This is a genomic window from Bosea sp. 124, from assembly GCF_003046175.1.
Lineage (GTDB): Bacteria > Pseudomonadota > Alphaproteobacteria > Rhizobiales > Beijerinckiaceae > Allobosea.
Genome location: NZ_PZZM01000001.1, coordinates 734,107 through 749,804, shown reverse-complemented (window position 1 = coordinate 749,804; position 15,698 = coordinate 734,107). Strand labels below are relative to the sequence as shown.

14 protein-coding genes are annotated in these 15,698 nt (G+C 67.1%); 4 read left to right on the top strand and 10 right to left on the bottom strand.

Annotated features, from left to right (window positions below):
• Positions 1–3: 3 nt before the first annotated feature.
• Both C8D03_RS03515 and C8D03_RS03510 read right to left on the bottom strand, forming a co-directional pair.
• Positions 4–1,872 carry an extracellular solute-binding protein gene (locus C8D03_RS03515; RefSeq protein WP_108051161.1) on the bottom strand — a complete coding sequence of 623 codons (1,869 nt, stop codon included), beginning with the start codon at positions 1,870–1,872 and terminating at the stop codon, positions 4–6.
• A gap of 218 nt (positions 1,873–2,090) precedes the next feature.
• Entirely contained in the window at positions 2,091–2,633 is a 543-nt protein-coding gene (locus tag C8D03_RS03510; protein WP_108045030.1) for a c-type cytochrome, read from the bottom strand.
• 221 nt (positions 2,634–2,854) lie between these two features.
• Between C8D03_RS03510 and C8D03_RS03505 the strand changes: the two genes are divergently transcribed.
• From C8D03_RS03505 to C8D03_RS03495, 3 genes are read left to right on the top strand one after another with little or no spacing between them, the layout of a single operon-like run.
• Positions 2,855–3,598, top strand: coding sequence for a 3-deoxy-manno-octulosonate cytidylyltransferase (locus C8D03_RS03505; RefSeq protein WP_108045029.1), 744 nt, complete (start codon positions 2,855–2,857; stop codon positions 3,596–3,598).
• A gap of 5 nt (positions 3,599–3,603) precedes the next feature.
• Positions 3,604–4,458 (top strand): prephenate dehydratase, encoded by an 855-nt coding sequence (locus tag C8D03_RS03500; protein ID WP_108045028.1) that lies wholly within the window; start codon positions 3,604–3,606, stop codon positions 4,456–4,458.
• 17 nt (positions 4,459–4,475) lie between these two features.
• A complete protein-coding gene (locus C8D03_RS03495; protein WP_248308333.1) occupies positions 4,476–5,153 on the top strand; it encodes a VOC family protein in 678 nt (225 codons plus the stop codon).
• Here C8D03_RS03495 and nudC read toward each other — a convergent pair.
• From nudC to C8D03_RS03470, 5 genes are all read right to left on the bottom strand, one after another.
• Positions 5,150–6,106 (bottom strand): NAD(+) diphosphatase, encoded by a 957-nt coding sequence (gene nudC / locus C8D03_RS03490; RefSeq protein WP_108045027.1) that lies wholly within the window; start codon positions 6,104–6,106, stop codon positions 5,150–5,152. The genes C8D03_RS03495 and nudC overlap by 4 nt on opposite strands.
• A gap of 44 nt (positions 6,107–6,150) precedes the next feature.
• Positions 6,151–7,038, bottom strand: a complete 888-nt coding sequence (gene mmsB, locus C8D03_RS03485) for a 3-hydroxyisobutyrate dehydrogenase (RefSeq protein ID WP_108045026.1) — start codon at positions 7,036–7,038, stop codon at positions 6,151–6,153.
• Positions 7,039–7,145: 107 nt separating this feature from the next.
• Entirely contained in the window at positions 7,146–8,300 is a 1,155-nt protein-coding gene (locus tag C8D03_RS03480) for an isobutyryl-CoA dehydrogenase (protein ID WP_108045025.1), read from the bottom strand.
• A complete protein-coding gene (locus C8D03_RS03475) occupies positions 8,297–8,824 on the bottom strand; it encodes a hypothetical protein (protein WP_108045024.1) in 528 nt (175 codons plus the stop codon). Before C8D03_RS03475 ends, C8D03_RS03480 begins: the two co-directional genes overlap by 4 nt.
• Positions 8,825–8,864: 40 nt before the next feature.
• Entirely contained in the window at positions 8,865–10,361 is a 1,497-nt protein-coding gene (locus C8D03_RS03470) for a CoA-acylating methylmalonate-semialdehyde dehydrogenase (RefSeq protein WP_108045023.1), read from the bottom strand.
• Positions 10,362–10,518: 157 nt separating this feature from the next.
• On the opposite strand from C8D03_RS03470, the gene C8D03_RS03465 reads away from it, so the two are divergent.
• Positions 10,519–11,445, top strand: coding sequence for a LysR family transcriptional regulator (locus tag C8D03_RS03465; RefSeq protein ID WP_108045022.1), 927 nt, complete (start codon positions 10,519–10,521; stop codon positions 11,443–11,445).
• On the opposite strand, the gene C8D03_RS03460 is transcribed toward C8D03_RS03465, so the two are convergent.
• The 3 genes from C8D03_RS03460 to C8D03_RS03450 all read right to left on the bottom strand — a co-directional run bounded on the left by C8D03_RS03460 (position 11,436) and on the right by C8D03_RS03450 (position 15,619).
• Positions 11,436–12,734: a GGDEF domain-containing response regulator gene (locus tag C8D03_RS03460; protein ID WP_108045021.1), complete on the bottom strand. Its 1,299-nt coding sequence runs from the start codon at positions 12,732–12,734 to the stop codon at positions 11,436–11,438. The two genes, C8D03_RS03465 and C8D03_RS03460, sit on opposite strands and share 10 nt — an antisense overlap.
• 162 nt (positions 12,735–12,896) lie before the next feature.
• On the bottom strand, positions 12,897–14,642 hold the full coding sequence (locus tag C8D03_RS03455; protein WP_108045020.1) for an ABC transporter permease: 1,746 nt from the start codon (positions 14,640–14,642) through the stop codon (positions 12,897–12,899).
• Positions 14,639–15,619, bottom strand: coding sequence for an ABC transporter substrate-binding protein (locus tag C8D03_RS03450; protein ID WP_108045019.1), 981 nt, complete (start codon positions 15,617–15,619; stop codon positions 14,639–14,641). The genes C8D03_RS03455 and C8D03_RS03450 overlap by 4 nt, the downstream gene beginning before the upstream one ends.
• Between the last annotated feature and the right edge of the window lie 79 nt (positions 15,620–15,698).

Here is a 15,698-nt window from a genome sequence, read left to right as displayed (position 1 = left end):
GCCTTACGCCTTTCCGATCCGCTTCGCCTTCTCGGCGTCGTACCACCAGATCGAAGGCGCGCCCGAGCCGAATTTCGGCTTTGTCTGCGGCCGGTCGAACATGTCCCAATAGGCCAGCCATTCGGTCGGGTTCCACCACATCGGAATCCAGTAGCGCCCGGCCCGCAGCACGCGGTCGAGGCATTTGGCCGCGACCACGACCTCGGCATAGCTTTCGGCCTGACCGATCCGCTCGATCAGGGCGTCGATGGCGGGGTGGCTCACGCCGCCGACATTGCGCGAGCCGCGCGTCCGGGCAGCCTCCGAGCCATAGACGATGCGAAGCGAGTCGCTCGGGATCGAGCTGCCGCCCAGCGCCCGGCTGATGATGTCGAAATCGAACTCGTCGAGCCGGCGCTGATACTGCGCCGCATCGACGATGCGGGAGGTCGCGGTGATGCCGAGCCGCTTGAGATTGGCCTGGAAGGGCTGGGTGTGCGGTTGCAGGGCCGGCTGCGAGTCGAGGAATTCGATCTCGAAAGGCTGGCCGTTGGGCAGCTTCAGCACATGGCCGTCGCGCTTGCAGCCGGCGGCACGGAACATCTCGTCGGCGCGGCGCAACAGCGCCCGGTCGCTGCCGGAGCCATCCGAGACCGGCGGCAGGAAGGGCTCGCCGAAGACTTCGTCGGGGACCTGCCCGCGAAATGGCTCCAGCAGCGCCAATTCCTCGGGGGAGGGCCGGCCGAGCGCCTTGGAATCGGAGTTCTCGAAATAGGATGTCATCCGCGAGAAGGACGAGAACATGATGTTCCGGTTGGTCCACTCGAAGTCGAAGCACAGCCCGAGCGCCTCGCGGATGCGCGGATCGGCGAATTTCTCGCGGCGCAGATTGAAGATCCAGCCCTGCGAGCCGGTCGGGTCCGTCTTCGGCAGCCCCTCCTTCCGGACCTTGCCTTCATGGATAGCCGGAAAATCGTATCCCGTCGCCCAGATGCGTGAGGTGAACTCCTCCTGGAAAGTGATGACGCCGCTCTTGAAGGCTTCGAATGCGACCTGTCGGTCGCGGAAGTACTCCCAGCGTACCCGGTCGAAATTGTTGATGCCGATATTCACCGGCAGATCCTTGGCCCAGTAATCGGCCACACGCTCGAATTCGATGAAGCGGCCCTGCTCCAGCCGACCGACCTTGTAGGGGCCTGAGCCCAGCGGTGGCTCCAGCGTCGAGGCCTCGAAAGTCCGGGTCGACCAGAATTTCTCGGAGAAGACCGGCAGGCCCGCGACGATCAGATGCAGGTCCCGGCTGCGTTTCGGCGAGAGTTGCGCGACGAAGATGTCGGCGCTTTCCGCCGTCGCCGAAGCCAGCTCGTTCAGCATCAGCCGGTAGGAAGGGTGCCCCTTGGCCTTGAGCAGGTTCATGCTGAAGGCGACATCGGCGGCCGTCAGCCGGCTTCCGTCATGGAAGCGCGCCTCTTGCCGGAGCCGGAAGCGGTAGCTCAGCTTGTCCGGTGAGACGGTGACGCTCTTCGCCAGCAGCCCGTAAAGCGTGCCGGGTTCGTCGCCCGAGCCCGCCATCAGACTGTCGAAGCAGGCATCCATGCCCGCCGCGCCGTCGCCCTGCAGCACGAAGGTGTTCAGTGTGTTGAAGGTGTCGAAGCTCTGGTTGCCGCTGCCGCGCTTGATCTGGACGGTCAGCGTGCCGCCCCTGGGCGCCTTGGGGTTCACATAGGGGAAATGCGAGAAGTCCGGCGGCAGCCCCAGCTCGCCGAAGGTCGAGAGTCCGTGGACTTCGCCGGCCTGCGCGAAGGCACGCCCGCCCAGACCCGGCAATGCCGCTCCCGCTGCCGCCAGCACGCCGGCTTCCAGAACTCTGCGGCGGGTGATGCGGGTCGTCATCGTGTCGCGTCTCCTCGTCGGTCGGGCTTTCAGCGAATCGCCCTGCGTCATCTGACTCGCCCGGCGAGCGGGCGCAACCATGCCACTCGACGTCATGGTGGCGGCAACACCGTGGCGCACGCAAGCGAAACCCCGACAAAGCAAAAGCCGGGCACAAGGCCCGGCTTCACGAATTCATCAGCGCTGTCGAAAATGCCGCTCAGGGCTTGGGCCAGGGCTCAGGGCTTGGGCAAGGGCTTGGGAGCGTCGGCCAGCGTGTTGAGATAGGCGACGACATCGGCGCGGGTATCGGGCTTGCCGAGGCCGGCGAAGGCCATGATCGTGCCGGGCATGTAGGCCTTGGGGTTCTTCAGGAAGCCGTCGAGCTGTTCGGCCTCCCACTTCTCGCCCGACTTGGCCTTCATCGCGGCCGAATAGGCGAAACCGTCGACGCTGGCCTTGGGCCGGGCATAGACGTCGAAGAGATGCGGGCCGATCTTGTTGGCGCCGCCCTTCTCGAAGGTGTGACAGGCCTTGCAGGCGCCGACGGCCTTTTCGCCCTTGGCCGGATCGGCCTTGGCGAGACGCACCGCGATCGGCTCGTCGGCGACGGGGGCCGCCGCAGCGCCGCCAGCTGCCGCGAGCTCGGGAGTCGGCAGATCGAAGCCCGGCACGGCCGGCTTGTGCGGTGCGAAGACGATGCCGGCGATCATGTTCAGGCCCATCACCACCAGCAGCGTGGAGAGAGCCGCACCGGCGATCTTGTTGGTTTCGATATCCATCGTATCCGAACCCTCGGCCGCCGACGCCCTTGGCGCAGGAAGCAAGACAGCTTTAGGCCGGGCCTGGAAGCGCCGACACCCGAGCGTTGCTTAACCGCTTTGCGCGCTTCATTGCAACTCGTATAAGCACGCTCCGCTTTGAGACCTTTTGACGCTTGCTACGGCGCTGCGCGCGCAAGACCCACGCTGCAGCCGTTCACCGACGAGTTTCGCCGATTCCGATGTCAGACCCGCTGATCCTGATCCCCGCTCGCATGAAGGCCACGCGCTTTCCCGGCAAGCCACTGGCCGACATTCATGGCGAGCCGATGATCGTCCGGGTCTGGCGGCGCGCCGTCGCGGCCGATATCGGCCCCGTCGCGGTCGCGACGGATTCGGCCGACATCTGCGCCGTCGTCGAGGCGGCCGGGGGCCGTGCCGTGATGACGCGCACCGACCACCCCTCGGGCTCGGATCGCATCAAGGAGGCTGCCGACATCCTCGATCCGGAGGGGCGCCACGACGTCATCGTCAACGTCCAGGGCGATTTCCCGACGCTCGAACCTGTGGCGATCGCGGCAGCCATCACCCCACTCGCCGATGCCGAGGTCGACATTGCCACGCTCGTCGGCCTCATTACCGATGACGAGGAGAAGGCTGCGCCGAGCGTGGTCAAGCTGGTCGGCAGCCATGTCGCGCCGGACCGGCTCCGGGCGCTCTATTTCACGCGCGCGACCGCGCCTTACGGCGAGGGCCCGCTGTACCACCATGTCGGAATCTATGCCTACCGTCGCCCGGCGCTCGACCGTTTCGTCAGTCTGCCCCAGTCGGAGCTCGAAAAGCGCGAGAGCCTCGAGCAATTGCGCGCCCTCGAGGACGGCATGCGCATCGACGCGATGATCATCGACCACGTACCTCGCGGCGTCGACACCCCTCCCGATCTCGACCGCGCCCGCGCGGTCCTCGAAGCCCGCGCCGGAGCCTGAAGCCCATGTCAGTGATCGTGTCCTACCAGGGCGAGCCCGGCGCCTTCTCGTCGCAGGCCGCGCTGCAGGTCTTCCCGGATTGCGAGCTTCTGCCTTGCGCGACCTTCGAGGATGCGCTGGCCGCGGTCTCCGACGGCACGGCGCGTTACGGCATGATCCCGATCGACAACTCGATCGCCGGCCGCGTCGCCGACATCCATCATCTGCTGCCACGCTCGGGTCTGCACATCATCGGCGAGCATTTCCTGCCGATCCGCTTCCACCTGATGGCGGTGAAGGGCGCGACGTTGGCGACGCTGCAGACCGTGCAGAGCCACATCCATGCGCTCGGACAGTGCCGCAAGATCATCCGCAAGCTCGGCCTCAAGGCCGAGGTCGCCGCCGATACGGCAGGCTCGGCCCGTCAGGTCGCCGAGGCCGCCGATCTCAGCCGCGCGGCCATCGCGCCCCGCATCGCAGCCGAGGTCTACGGGCTCGAGATCCTGATGGAGGACATCGAGGACGAGAAGCACAACACCACCCGCTTCGTGATCCTGTCGAAATACCCGGAATTCGTGCGCCAGGGCGCCGCCAAGACGGTGACGACGCTGATCTTCCAGGTCCGCAACCTGCCGGCTGCGCTCTACAAGGCCATGGGCGGATTTGCGACGAACGGCATCAACATGACCAAGCTCGAGAGCTACATGGTCGACGGCCATTTCTCGGCGACGATGTTCTATGCCGATGTCGAAGGGCATCCGGACGATCCGGCGCTCCGCCGCGCGCTCGACGAGCTCGCCTTCTTCTCGAAGGAAGTGAAGATCCTCGGCGTCTATCCGGCCAACCCCTTCCGCGAGAGCTTCGCCGAGACGGGGGAGTAGCGGCGGAGCCCGGGGTCATGCCGCAAGCGACGCCCCGTGCCGGCGAGGCAAGCCTGCTGCTGCAGCTCGACCACATCAGCGTCGTCGCGCCGACCCTGGCCGAGGGCGTGTCGCATGTCAGGGCCTGCCTGGATCTGGATGTCCCGTTCGGACAGCACCACGGCTATATGGGCACCCACAACCACCTGTTGCAGCTTGGGGGCTCGGTCTATCTGGAGATCGTTGCCCTCGACCCCGACGGTCGCGCCCCCGGCCGTTCGCGCTGGTTCGGTCTGGACGATCGGGCGAATGTGAGGGCAGCCTGGGATGAGGGGCGGCGCCTGCGCGGCTGGGTCGCGCGGGTCGACGGCATCGACGCGGTCCTGGCCGGCCGCGAAACCGTCTTCGGCAGGAAGGTCGCGCTCCCCGTCCTTAATCCGTCTTTCGACTTCTCGATCCCCGAAGATGGCTCGCTGCCGCTCGACGGAGCGCTGCCCTCGCTCATCGACCGGCGCGGCAAGCCGCGCGCGATGGCGACGATGGCCGATCTTGGCGCAAGGTTGCGGTCTCTGGTGCTGGAGCATCCCGAGCCGGCGGCTGTCTCGCGGTTGTATCGGGAACTGACCATCGACCGTCCGCCTGACATCGTGACGGGGCCGAGCCTGCGTTATCGGGCGCGGATCGAAACGCCCGCAGGCCTGAAGGAATTGACCTAGACGGTTTCGCCTTCGACCGCCCAGGCCCTCAGCAGCGTGTTGGCGATGGCGAGGTGCTGCGGGCTGGTGAAGCCGTCCGGATGGGCGCCCTCCAGCATCTGGAGAGCCTCGTCGCGTGAGAACCAGCGGCCCGCCTCGAGCTCCGTCATGTCGAGCACGATGTCTTCGTTGAGCGCCGCTGCGATGCAGCCGATCATCAGCGAGGACGGGAACGGCCAGGGCTGCGAGGCGATGTAGCGGACGGTGCCGACGCGCAGACCCGCTTCCTCCCAGCTCTCGCGGCGCACGGCATCTTCGAAAGTCTCGCCGGGCTCGATGAAGCCGGCGATGCAGGAATACATCCCCGGCGCGAAACGGGCCTGCCGCGCCAGCAGGCAGTTGTCGCCGCGCGTCACCAGCATGATCACGACCGGATCGGTCCGTGGGAAGTGCTGGGCACCGCAGGCGCTGCATTCGCGCTTCCAGCCCGAGGCGCCGAGCGTGGTCGGCTGGCCGCACTGGGCGCAGAAGCGGTGGCGCGCATGCCAGTCGAGCAGCGCCTTGCCTTCGCCGAGCGGGCCGAGTTCGTCTTCGGGCACGAGGCGCTTCAGCGCCACCGAGCGCAGGTCGGTGACGAACAGCTCCGGCCGCTCCCGCAGCGGTTCGGCCTGGGCCCGGTCGAGCAGCCTGGCGAAGCGCGGGGCGCCGTCAGGGGAGAGGCCGAGGAAAGCCTCCTCCAGCCCGTCGCCCAGCAACTGCGTCTCGCCATGGCTGAACCAGACCGACAGCGCCTCGCCGTCGAGCCGCTTCAGGATCGGCGTCTCGCCGGCGACGACAGCGATCCGCGTATCGGAGCGATGGCGCAGCGCACTGACGGCGTCTGGCTTGTTGCGCAGATCCTCGCGGCGATCGAGCTTGTTGACCGCGAAGCCGGTGAGGGCCGAGCGTTCGCGAGGGCGGGAGGCGTCGTTCATGCCAACCGTCCTAAACCCGCGCTAGGCTTTCACGCAAGCGCGCTTCACGAGGCGCCCCGGCCGCGCAGCAGATGGACGATCGCCGAGAAGTCCGCTCCGCCTTCGCCCCAGGCATTGTGAAGCCCGTAGAGCTGCGTCGCGGCCGCTCCGAGCGGCGTCGAGGCACCGGCCGCCTGGGCGGCTTCCTGCGAGAGTTTGAGGTCCTTCAGCATCAGTGCGGAGGCGAAACCGGGCTTGTAGTCGTTGTTGGCCGGCGAGGTCGGCACCGGGCCCGGCACCGGGCAATAGGTCGTCAGCGACCAGCATTGTCCCGACGAGGTCGAGGCGACGTCGAACAGCGACTGATGCGAGAGGCCGAGCTTCTCGGCCAGCACGAAGGCCTCCGAGACGCCGATCATCGAGATGCCGAGAATCATGTTGTTGCAGATCTTGGCCGCCTGGCCGTTGCCGGCCGCGCCGCAATGGACGATTCGCCGCCCCATCGCCTTCAGGATCGGCTCGCCCAGCGCGAAGGCCTCGTCGGAGCCGCCGGCCATGAAGGTCAGCGTGCCGCCCGTGGCCCCGCCGACGCCGCCCGAGACCGGCGCGTCGAGCGACAGGCAGCCATGCTGCTCCGCCATCCCATGCGCCTTGCGGGCGCTCTCGACGTCGATGGTCGAGGAATCGATCAGGAGCGCACCCTTCTTCATATCGGGCAGGATGTCGGCCCAGACGGAGAGCACATGCTTGCCGGCCGGCAGCATCGTGACCACGACATCCGCCCCGGCGACGGCCTCTTTCGCCGAACCTGCGATGCCGACCCCGAGCGCGGCGGCGCCATCCTTCGATGCCTGCACGAGATCGAAGGCGCGGACCTCATGCCCGGCCTTGACGAGATTGCCGGCCATGGGGCCGCCCATATTGCCGAGGCCGATGAAGGCGATGCTGCTCATGGTCGTATCCTCTCGTTTTGTTCAGCCGTCATGGTCGGTCTTGAGCCGACCCTCTCTTGCTTGCGATTCTCGGGCGAAGCGCAGCGCAGGCCCGAGAATGATAACGCTCAATTCCCCTTCGCCCGGCCGACCAGCCCGCGCGCCACGATCATCCGCATCACCTCGTTGGTGCCTTCGAGGATCTGGTGGACGCGCAGGTCGCGGACGATCTTTTCGATGCCGTAATCGGCGAGATAGCCATAGCCGCCATGGATCTGCAGCGCCTGGTTGGCGACCTCGAAGCCGGTGTCGGTCGCGACACGCTTGGCCATGGCACAGAGCTTCGTCGCATCCGGCGCCTTGGCGTCGAGCGCAGCCGCCGCCCGCCACAGGAAGCTGCGCGCCGCCTCCAGCTCCGTCGCCATGTCTGCGAGCTTGAACTGCAGCGCCTGGAAATCGGCGATGCGTGCGCCGAAGGCCTTGCGCTCCTGGGCATAGGCGATCGATTTGTCGAGCGCGCCCTGTGCCCCGCCGAGCGAGCAGGCGCCGATATTGAGCCGCCCGCCATCGAGCCCGGCCATGGCGATCTTGAAGCCGATACCCTCGGGGCCCAGCCGGTTGGCCACGGGCACCCGGCAGTTCTCGAAGATCACAGCGCGCGTCGGCTGGGCGTTCCAGCCCATCTTCTTCTCGTTCGCCCCGAAGGAGAGGCCCGCCGTGCCCTTTTCGACGACGAGGGTCGAGATGCCGGACGGGCCGGCCTCGCCTGTGCGGACCATCACGACATAGATGTCGGAAACGCCGGCGCCCGAGATGAACTGCTTCTGCCCGTCGAGCACGTAATGGTCGCCGTCGAGCACCGCCTTCGTCTTCAGCGCGGCGGCATCCGAGCCCGCGCCGGGCTCGGTCAGGCAGTAGCTCGCCAGATGCTCCATCGTGCAGAGTTTCGGCAGGAAGGCCTTGCGCTGGTCCTCGGAGCCGTAGCGGTCGATCATCCACGCGCACATGTTGTGGATCGAGATATAGGCAGCGACCGTCGGGCAGCCGGTCGAGAGCGCCTCGAAGATCAGTGCCGCATCCAGCCGGGTCAGACCCGAACCGCCGACATCCTCGCTGATATAGATACCGCCCATGCCGAGTGCGGCGGCCGCACGCATCTCCTCGACCGGAAAATGCTTGTCCTCGTCCCAGCGCATCGCATGGGGGGCAAGCGTCTCGGTTGCGAACTCCTGGGCCATGTCGCGGATCGCGATCTGGTCCTCGCTCAGGGAAAACGGCGTCACGGTCGGCGCTCCTGACGTTGGTGGGCGCGCTGCGGCGCGGCTGGTCGCGTCGTGCGAAGCTCGGGGAAGGCCCCGGCATAGGGGCTGCTGTTGGTGCGGTGCGGGGATCGCGGCGAATCCAGTGTCACGAAATCCTCTGGCCCTGCTGCCTCGTTGGGGCGGCCGACGAAGACCCGCGGGCCGCGATCGGTCACCACGACGTCGCCATAGGCGACGTCGCCCGATGACAGAAACGTCTCGACGGTGACCGGCGGTGGCGGGGGGCGAGGCAGGCTTGCCGCCTGCTCCTGCCGCTGCCGGTTCTCCTCGCGAATCCGCTGGGCGAGGTCGCGGCTAAGCTTTTGCTTTTCCGCGATCTGATCGCGCCAGAGACGCTGGCACTGCACCTTCTCGGCCTCGGTCAGGATCAGCAGCTCGACCGTGCCTGTCTCGCAGACCGTCTCCGGCGCCACGCGCAGCGCGGCGTCGGTTTCCGCCTGCGCCGCGCTGGCACAGCAGAGGAGGCTCAGTATCGGCGCCATCATTCGCAGCCGCCGCCTCATGCCTCCTCCGGTCTGCGCCGTGTCAGCTCATCGTCGGGATGACGAAGCTCGCACCGTCCTTGATACCGCTGGGCCAGCGCGCCGTCACGGTCTTGGTCTTGGTGTAGAAGCGGATCGAGTCGGGTCCGTGCTGGTTCAGATCGCCGAAGGAGGAACGCTTCCAGCCGCCGAAGGTGTAATAGGCCAGCGGCACCGGGATCGGCACGTTGATGCCGACCATGCCGACCTGCACCTTGGAGGCGAAGTCGCGGGCCGCGTCGCCGTCTCGCGTGAAGATCGCGGTGCCGTTGCCGTATTCGTGGTCGTTGGTCAGCTTCAGCGCCTCGTCATAGCTCTCCGCGCGCAGCACGGAGAGGACGGGTCCGAAGATCTCCTCCTTGTAGATGCGCATGTCCTTGGTGACGTTGTCGAACAGGCAGCCGCCGACATAGAAGCCGTTCTCGTAGCCCTGCATCTTGAAGTCGCGGCCGTCGACCGCGAGCGTTGCACCTTCCTGGACGCCGAGCTCGATATAGGACCGGATCTTCTCTTCGGCCGCCTTGGTGACAACCGGGCCGTAATCGGCGGCCATGTCGGTCGAGGGGCCGATCTTGAGGGCCTCGACGCGCGGGATCAGGCGCTTCACCAGCTCGTCGGCGGTCGCCTTGCCGACCGGAACGGCAACCGAGATCGCCATGCAGCGCTCGCCGGCCGAGCCGTAGCCCGCGCCGATCAGCGCATCGACGGCCTGGTCCATATCGGCGTCGGGCATGATGACCATGTGGTTCTTCGCGCCACCGAAGCACTGCACGCGCTTACCGGCCGCGCAGCCGCGGGCGTAGATGTATTCCGCGATCGGGGTCGAGCCGACGAAGCCGACCGCCTTGATGTCGGGATCGTCGAGGATGGCGTCGACCGCGACCTTGTCGCCGTTGACGACGTTGAGGATGCCGGGAGGGCCGCCGGCCTCGATGAAGAGTTCGGCAAGGCGCATCGGCACGCCCGGATCGCGCTCGGAAGGCTTGAGAATGAAGGCGTTGCCGCAGGCGATCGCGGGGCCGAGCTTCCAGAGCGGGATCATCGCCGGGAAGTTGAACGGCGTGATGCCAGCGCAGACGCCGAGCGCCTGGCGCAGCGAATAGATGTCGATGCCCGGGCCGGCGCCGTCCGTGAACTCGCCCTTCATCAGGTTCGGTATGCCGAGCGAGAACTCGACGACCTCGACGCCGCGCTGGATGTCGCCCTTGGCATCGGGGATGGTCTTGCCATGCTCGCGGGCGAGCAGCTCGGCCAGCTCGTCGTTGTTCTGCGCGATCAGGTCGAGGAACTTCATCAGCACGCGGGCGCGGCGCTGCGGGTTGACGGCGGCCCATTTCGGCTGGGCTGCGGCGGCGTTCTCGACGGCGGCGCGCATTTCGGCGGCCGAGGCCAGCGCGACCTTGCCGATCACGCTGCCGTCCATCGGCTGGTAGATGTCGGCCGTGCGGCCCGAGGTTCCCGCGACATGCTTGCCGCCGATGAAATGCCCAACCTGACGCATCGCGCCCTCCCTACCAATGGTGATGTCTCGAAACTGCGCTCTCCCCTACCATTCACGTTTGCGCACGGCTATAGCGACCTTGGATCGAGCGCCGTGCAGAAATGCAAATATCGATCGAAGCAAACAGCGGTGAACGGAAACAGGGGAGGCGGCGGCCTTGGAGAGGTTCGACTGGGACGATCTGCGGTTCTTCCTTGCGGTGGCCCGTTCCGGCCGGTTGACAGCCGCCGCGCGCCGCCTCGGCGCCGATCATGCCACCGTTTCGCGCCGTGTCACCTCACTGGAGGACTCGCTCAAGGCCAAGCTCTTCGAGCGCCGCCCCCAGGGCTACACGCTAACGGCCCATGGCGAGCGGCTTTTGGCCAAGGCCGAAAGCATGGAAACCGAGGCGCTGGCGATCCAGAGCGATATCGGCGGCGCCGATATGGCGCTGGCCGGTACGGTCCGGATCGGCGCGCCGGACGGCTTCGGCACGACCTTCCTCGCGCCGCGGCTGGCGAAGCTCGGCCAAGCCTATCCCGGGCTCGAAATCCAGCTCATTGCCATGCCGCGCCTGCTTTCGCTGTCGAAGCGTGAGGCCGATGTCGCGATTACGCTCGCCCCGCCGAAGGAGGGCAAGGTCGTGGCGCGCAAGCTCTCCGACTACCGCCTCGGCCTCTACGCCGCGCAGACTTATCTGGATTCGATGCCGACCGTGACGAAGCCGGAGGATCTCTTCGCCCATCGCGTCGTTGGCTATATCGACGACCTGATCTTCACGCCCGAGCTCGACTATCTCGATGAGGTCGCCAAGGGCCTGCGCGCGCAGGTGCAGAGTTCGAGCGTGCTGGCGCAGATGAATGCGGTCGTCGGCGGTGCCGGCATCGGCGTCATCCACCATTTCATGGCGGAGGGCGAGCCGCGTCTGGTGCCGGTTCTGCCCGACACCGTCTCGATCACGCGTTCGTTCTGGCTTCTGGTCCACGCCGATCTAAAGGACGTTGCCCGCGTTCGCGCGATCGTCGATTTCATCGTGCGCGAGGCGAAGGCGAGCCGCCCGCTGCTGATGGGCGAGACCTCGGCCGTGGCCGGTCTTCAGGCCTGAACGCGGTTCCGCCCGGCCTGCTTGGCAGCATAGAGCGCCCGGTCGGCCTTGCGCAGCGCCAGGTCGAGGCTGTCGCTCGGCGCCATTTCGGCCAGCCCGATCGAGACTGTCAGGCCCAGCTTCAGATGACCGACCGCCATGCTCCGGCCCGCCACCCCGATCCGGATCTCTTCGATCAGCCTGGCGGCCTCCGGTTCGCCGATATTCGGCAGCAAAAGCGCGAATTCCTCGCCGCCCAGCCGGGCGAGGAGATGAGGCAGCCCGCCGAGCGATTCGCCGAGATGGCCGGCGAAGATGCGCAGCGCGTCGTCGCCGGCATCATGGCCGTGCTCGTCGTTCAGCAGCTTGAAATGGTCGATGTCGAGGATGGCGACGGAGGTCGGCTGGCTCGCCCGCCGCGCCTCGGCGACGAGCTTCGGCCCGCGCTCGAAGAAATAGCGGCGATTGAACAGCCCGGTGAGGTAGTCGCGCCAGGCGAGGTCGTGGAGCTGGCGCATCCGCAGCAGCGTCTCGGCATTCGAAGCGATCCGGCACTGCAGCTCCTCGAGCACGAAGGGCCGCGCGATGAAGTCGTGTGCGCCGGCTTTCAGAAAGCCCGCCGAGGTCGTACGGTCGGTCGAGGAGGAGATGCCGATCACGCGCACCTGCTCGGCCGGATAGCGGCGGCGGATACGGCGGGCCAGCTCGAAACCGTCCATGTCCGGCATGTTGTAGTCGGAGACGACGAGCCTGATCTCCTGGTCCTTTTCCAACATCGCCAGCGCATCGGCGCCGGAGCCGACTTCGACCACCGTGTATTGCTGGCTCGTCAGCATCTGGCCGAGCAGCCGGCGCGTCGTCGTCATGTCGTCGACGACGAGGATACGCGTCTCGCGATTGGTCAGCGCCCGCTTGACCGAGTTGACGAGGTTGCCGAGCGCGAACTCGGAATCCTTGAGCACATAGTCGAAGACCTCGCGCTCCATGATGCGGGCGCGCGTCGCAGTGTCGAAGGTGCCGGTGAAGACGATGCTCGGGATGCCGTGGCTGACAGTCCAGTCGAGAGCCTCGCCATTGGGCGCGTCGGGCAGGTTGAGGTCGACGACGGCGATCGCATAGCCCTCCTGGTCGCGCAGGATGGCGCTGCTGAGATCCTTCAGGCACCCGCAACTCGTGACCTTGAGACCGGTCTCCGCCTCGATCATCTGACGCAGGGCGATCGAAAAGGTCTTCGAATCCTCGACGACGAGAACCCTGCGTCTGTCCTGGGGGCGGAAGAGCGGCTGTCGTTCCGCAGTACGTTGAGTCATGGGTCCGTCCTGCAAGGCGCGTCCGCGCCAGGGTCCAGACGCGCCAGCCGCGTTCAGCCATCGCTGCACTGTCACGTCACAGTGCTCTAACCTCGATATTCTTAACGCTAGCTTGTGCTAACCGAGACAGCCAGCCCTTGCGGGACGCCGGGCGGCCATGCGTCAGATGCGCCAGGGCAGGACGTTCTGGGGCAGCCGCTTCGCCAGCAGGTCCAGCGTCAGCATGGCCAGCAGGATCACCGCCGAGGCGCTGATCGCGACCGCGGCGGCCTCGCCGGCAAGCCCCGCTTCCTTCAGCGAGAACAGGACGACGCCGAGCGTCTCCGTCCCCGACGACCAGAGCAGTGCGGAAACGGTGAGCTCGTTGAAGGCGACGAGGAAGACCATCAGCGCGCTGACCGTCGCGGCCGGCGCGAGGATCGGCGCGACGATGAAACGCAGCATCTGCCAGAGGGTGACCCCGTCGAGCCGCGCCGCCTCCTCGTGATGCGCCTCGATCTGCGCCATCGCGGCGACCGGAGCCTTGAGCGCGAGCGGCAGGAAACGGGCGATATAGGCGAACAGAATGATGAAGGGCGTCGCATAGATGCTGACGCCCAGCAGCGGCAGCGGCTTCAGGAACATCAGGATGCAGGCGATCGCGAGCACCACGCCGGGCAAGGCGTAAGGCAGCTCGATCACCACCTCGACGACGCGCCTGAACTTGCTCATGCGCCGTTCCAGCGCATAGGCGAAGGCGATCGAGACGAGGGCGAGGATCAACGCGGCGCTGCCGGCGAACAGGAAAGAGTTGCGGAAGGCGCGCATGGTCACGTCCTGCCGCAGCAGCACCTCGGCGAATTTGTCGAAGGTCAGGCTCTGCCAGCTCAGCGCGACACCGAGGGCCGGCGTCAGCGCCTCGCCGAGCAGTGCGAGGAAGGGCAGGCCGAGCTTGATCGCAAGCAGCAGCCAGAGCCCGGCCGTGACGAAGGGTCGCGCCCGCCCGAGCTGCCAGAAGGGCTGCAGAGGCCGCTCGATCTCGACCTTGCCGCCGGTTCGCCGCGTCGCCAGCATGCCGGCGGTGATGCCGAGCCCTGCCACCAGCGCGACCAGGATCGACAGCGCAGCGGCGTCGGGCAGTCCGGCCGGCCCGAAACTCGACAGGCGTCGATAGATCAGCGTCGGCAGCGTCAGGTAGTTCACCGGCAGGCCGAGCAGCGCCGGAATCCCGAAATTGCCGATGCCCGCGACGAAGGCGAGCAAGGCCGCCGCGACGATCTGCGGCCGGAGCACCGGCAGCAGGATGCGCGCGACGATGGTGCCGGCCCCGGCGCCTTCCATCTGGGCGGCTTCGATCAGGGATTGCGGCACGCTGCGCAGGCCCGTCCAGAGCGTGATCGCGACCAGCGGCGCGTGGTGCAACGCCATCACCAGCACGATGCCGCCGCGCCCCAGCAGCGGGTTCGGCGTTCCAGGCTCGGGCGACAGGCCGAGCAATCCGAGAATGGGTGAGTGCGGCGCGAACAGGCTGAGGAAGGCGAGTGCGGCGACCTGCGGCGCAATCATCATGGAGAAGATCAGCCCGAAGGCGATCGGCCGCTTGCCGCGGACATCGGTGATGCCGAGCAGGAGCGAGGCCGTCCCGCCGATCAGCAGCGCGCCCAGCGCCGACAGACCGGCCGTCTCGAGCGTGTGCAGGGTCGCGTTGACCGCCGCGCGGCTGCCGATCTCGGCCAGCGCCGCCTCGGGCGCGAACTGCCAGCCCGGAGCGAAGGCCGCGGCGGCCAGCCGCAGGAAGGGCAGGCCGCCGAACAGCAGCGCGCAGGCCGCCACCAGAACCGGCAGGCCGAAGCCCGCAGGAAGGCTCAGGCCCCGCCACGGCTGGCGGGGCCTGGTCTCTTGCCAAGCGCTGCCGGCAGCCAGCGTCACTCGAAGATCGCGCTGAAGCGCTTGCGCGAGGCGGCCTCGTCGGCCAGCGCCTTGGCGGCATCGAACGGCATCAGCTTGATCGCGGCGCGGTCGGGATAGCCGGCCGGCAGGGCGACGTCGGGATGGGCTGCGACATAGCCCTGCTTCAGCGCCAGCGCCTGACCGTCCTTGGAGAGCAGGAAGTCGACAAAGGCCTTGGCGGCTTCCGGGTTCTTCGTGGTCTTGAGGATCGCGACGGGCTCGCTGACCGCCGAGACGCCCTCGCTCGGGAAGACGAACTCCACCGGCGCGCCCTTGGCCTTCTCGCGGATCGGCATGAAGTCGACGATCATGCCGTAGAGTTTCTCGCCGGTCGCGACCTGGCGCAGGATGTCGCCATTGGCGCCGGCGGCGAGCGCGCCATTGGCCTTCAGCGCCTCGTAATAGCTCCAGCCGCCGGGCAGGGTTCCGGTCAGCGTGATCGTGTGGATCATCGCGGCGCCCGAGTTCAGCGGGCTCGGCATCGCCAGCAGGTTCTTGGCCTCGGGCTTGGTCAGGTCAAGCCAGCTCGTCGGCTTGAGCGCAGCCTTGGTGTTGTAGACGATTCCGGTGGTGATCAGCTTGGTGGCGAACCAGAATTTGGCAGGATCATGCACGCCGGCCGGATAGGCGGAGGTCTCGGCCTTGTCATGCGCCAGCAGCCGGTCCTCCTTCTTGAGGCCTTCCATCGTCACCGCATCGGCGATCAGCAGCAGGTCGGCCTGCGGCGCGCCGGCCTCGAACTCGGCCCGCAGCTTGGCCATGACGCGCGGCGTGCCGTCACGCACGAAGCTGATCTCGACCTTGGGATATTTCGCCTTGAAGGCATCGATCGTCTGCTGCGCGTCGGTGTTCGGCTGGCTCGTATAGAGCACCAGCTTTCCCTCGGCCGCCACGGCCGGGAGCGAACCCAGGGTGAGGGCGGCAGCGATGAATGCGATCGACGCCTTGGTACGCATGTGGATCTCCTGTGCGGATGCCCGGATCGGGGTCCGCGCTGGCGGTAGTCTGCGCATATGACAGATCGATGAAGTCCGC

Excerpts from the sequence above, each read along its gene's own strand:
- C8D03_RS03515 (WP_108051161.1), bottom strand. The coding sequence starts at position 1,872 with ATGACGACCCGCATCACCCGCCGCAGAGTTCTGGAAGCCGGCGTGCTG.
- C8D03_RS03510 (WP_108045030.1), bottom strand. The coding sequence starts at position 2,633 with ATGGATATCGAAACCAACAAGATCGCCGGTGCGGCTCTCTCCACGCTG.
- C8D03_RS03505 (WP_108045029.1), top strand. The coding sequence starts at position 2,855 with ATGTCAGACCCGCTGATCCTGATCCCCGCTCGCATGAAGGCCACGCGC.
- C8D03_RS03500 (WP_108045028.1), top strand. The coding sequence starts at position 3,604 with ATGTCAGTGATCGTGTCCTACCAGGGCGAGCCCGGCGCCTTCTCGTCG.
- C8D03_RS03495 (WP_248308333.1), top strand. The coding sequence starts at position 4,476 with ATGCCGCAAGCGACGCCCCGTGCCGGCGAGGCAAGCCTGCTGCTGCAG.
- nudC (WP_108045027.1), bottom strand. The coding sequence starts at position 6,106 with ATGAACGACGCCTCCCGCCCTCGCGAACGCTCGGCCCTCACCGGCTTC.
- mmsB (WP_108045026.1), bottom strand. The coding sequence starts at position 7,038 with ATGAGCAGCATCGCCTTCATCGGCCTCGGCAATATGGGCGGCCCCATG.
- C8D03_RS03475 (WP_108045024.1), bottom strand. The coding sequence starts at position 8,824 with ATGATGGCGCCGATACTGAGCCTCCTCTGCTGTGCCAGCGCGGCGCAG.
- C8D03_RS03470 (WP_108045023.1), bottom strand. The coding sequence starts at position 10,361 with ATGCGTCAGGTTGGGCATTTCATCGGCGGCAAGCATGTCGCGGGAACC.
- C8D03_RS03460 (WP_108045021.1), bottom strand. The coding sequence starts at position 12,734 with ATGACTCAACGTACTGCGGAACGACAGCCGCTCTTCCGCCCCCAGGAC.
- C8D03_RS03450 (WP_108045019.1), bottom strand. The coding sequence starts at position 15,619 with ATGCGTACCAAGGCGTCGATCGCATTCATCGCTGCCGCCCTCACCCTG.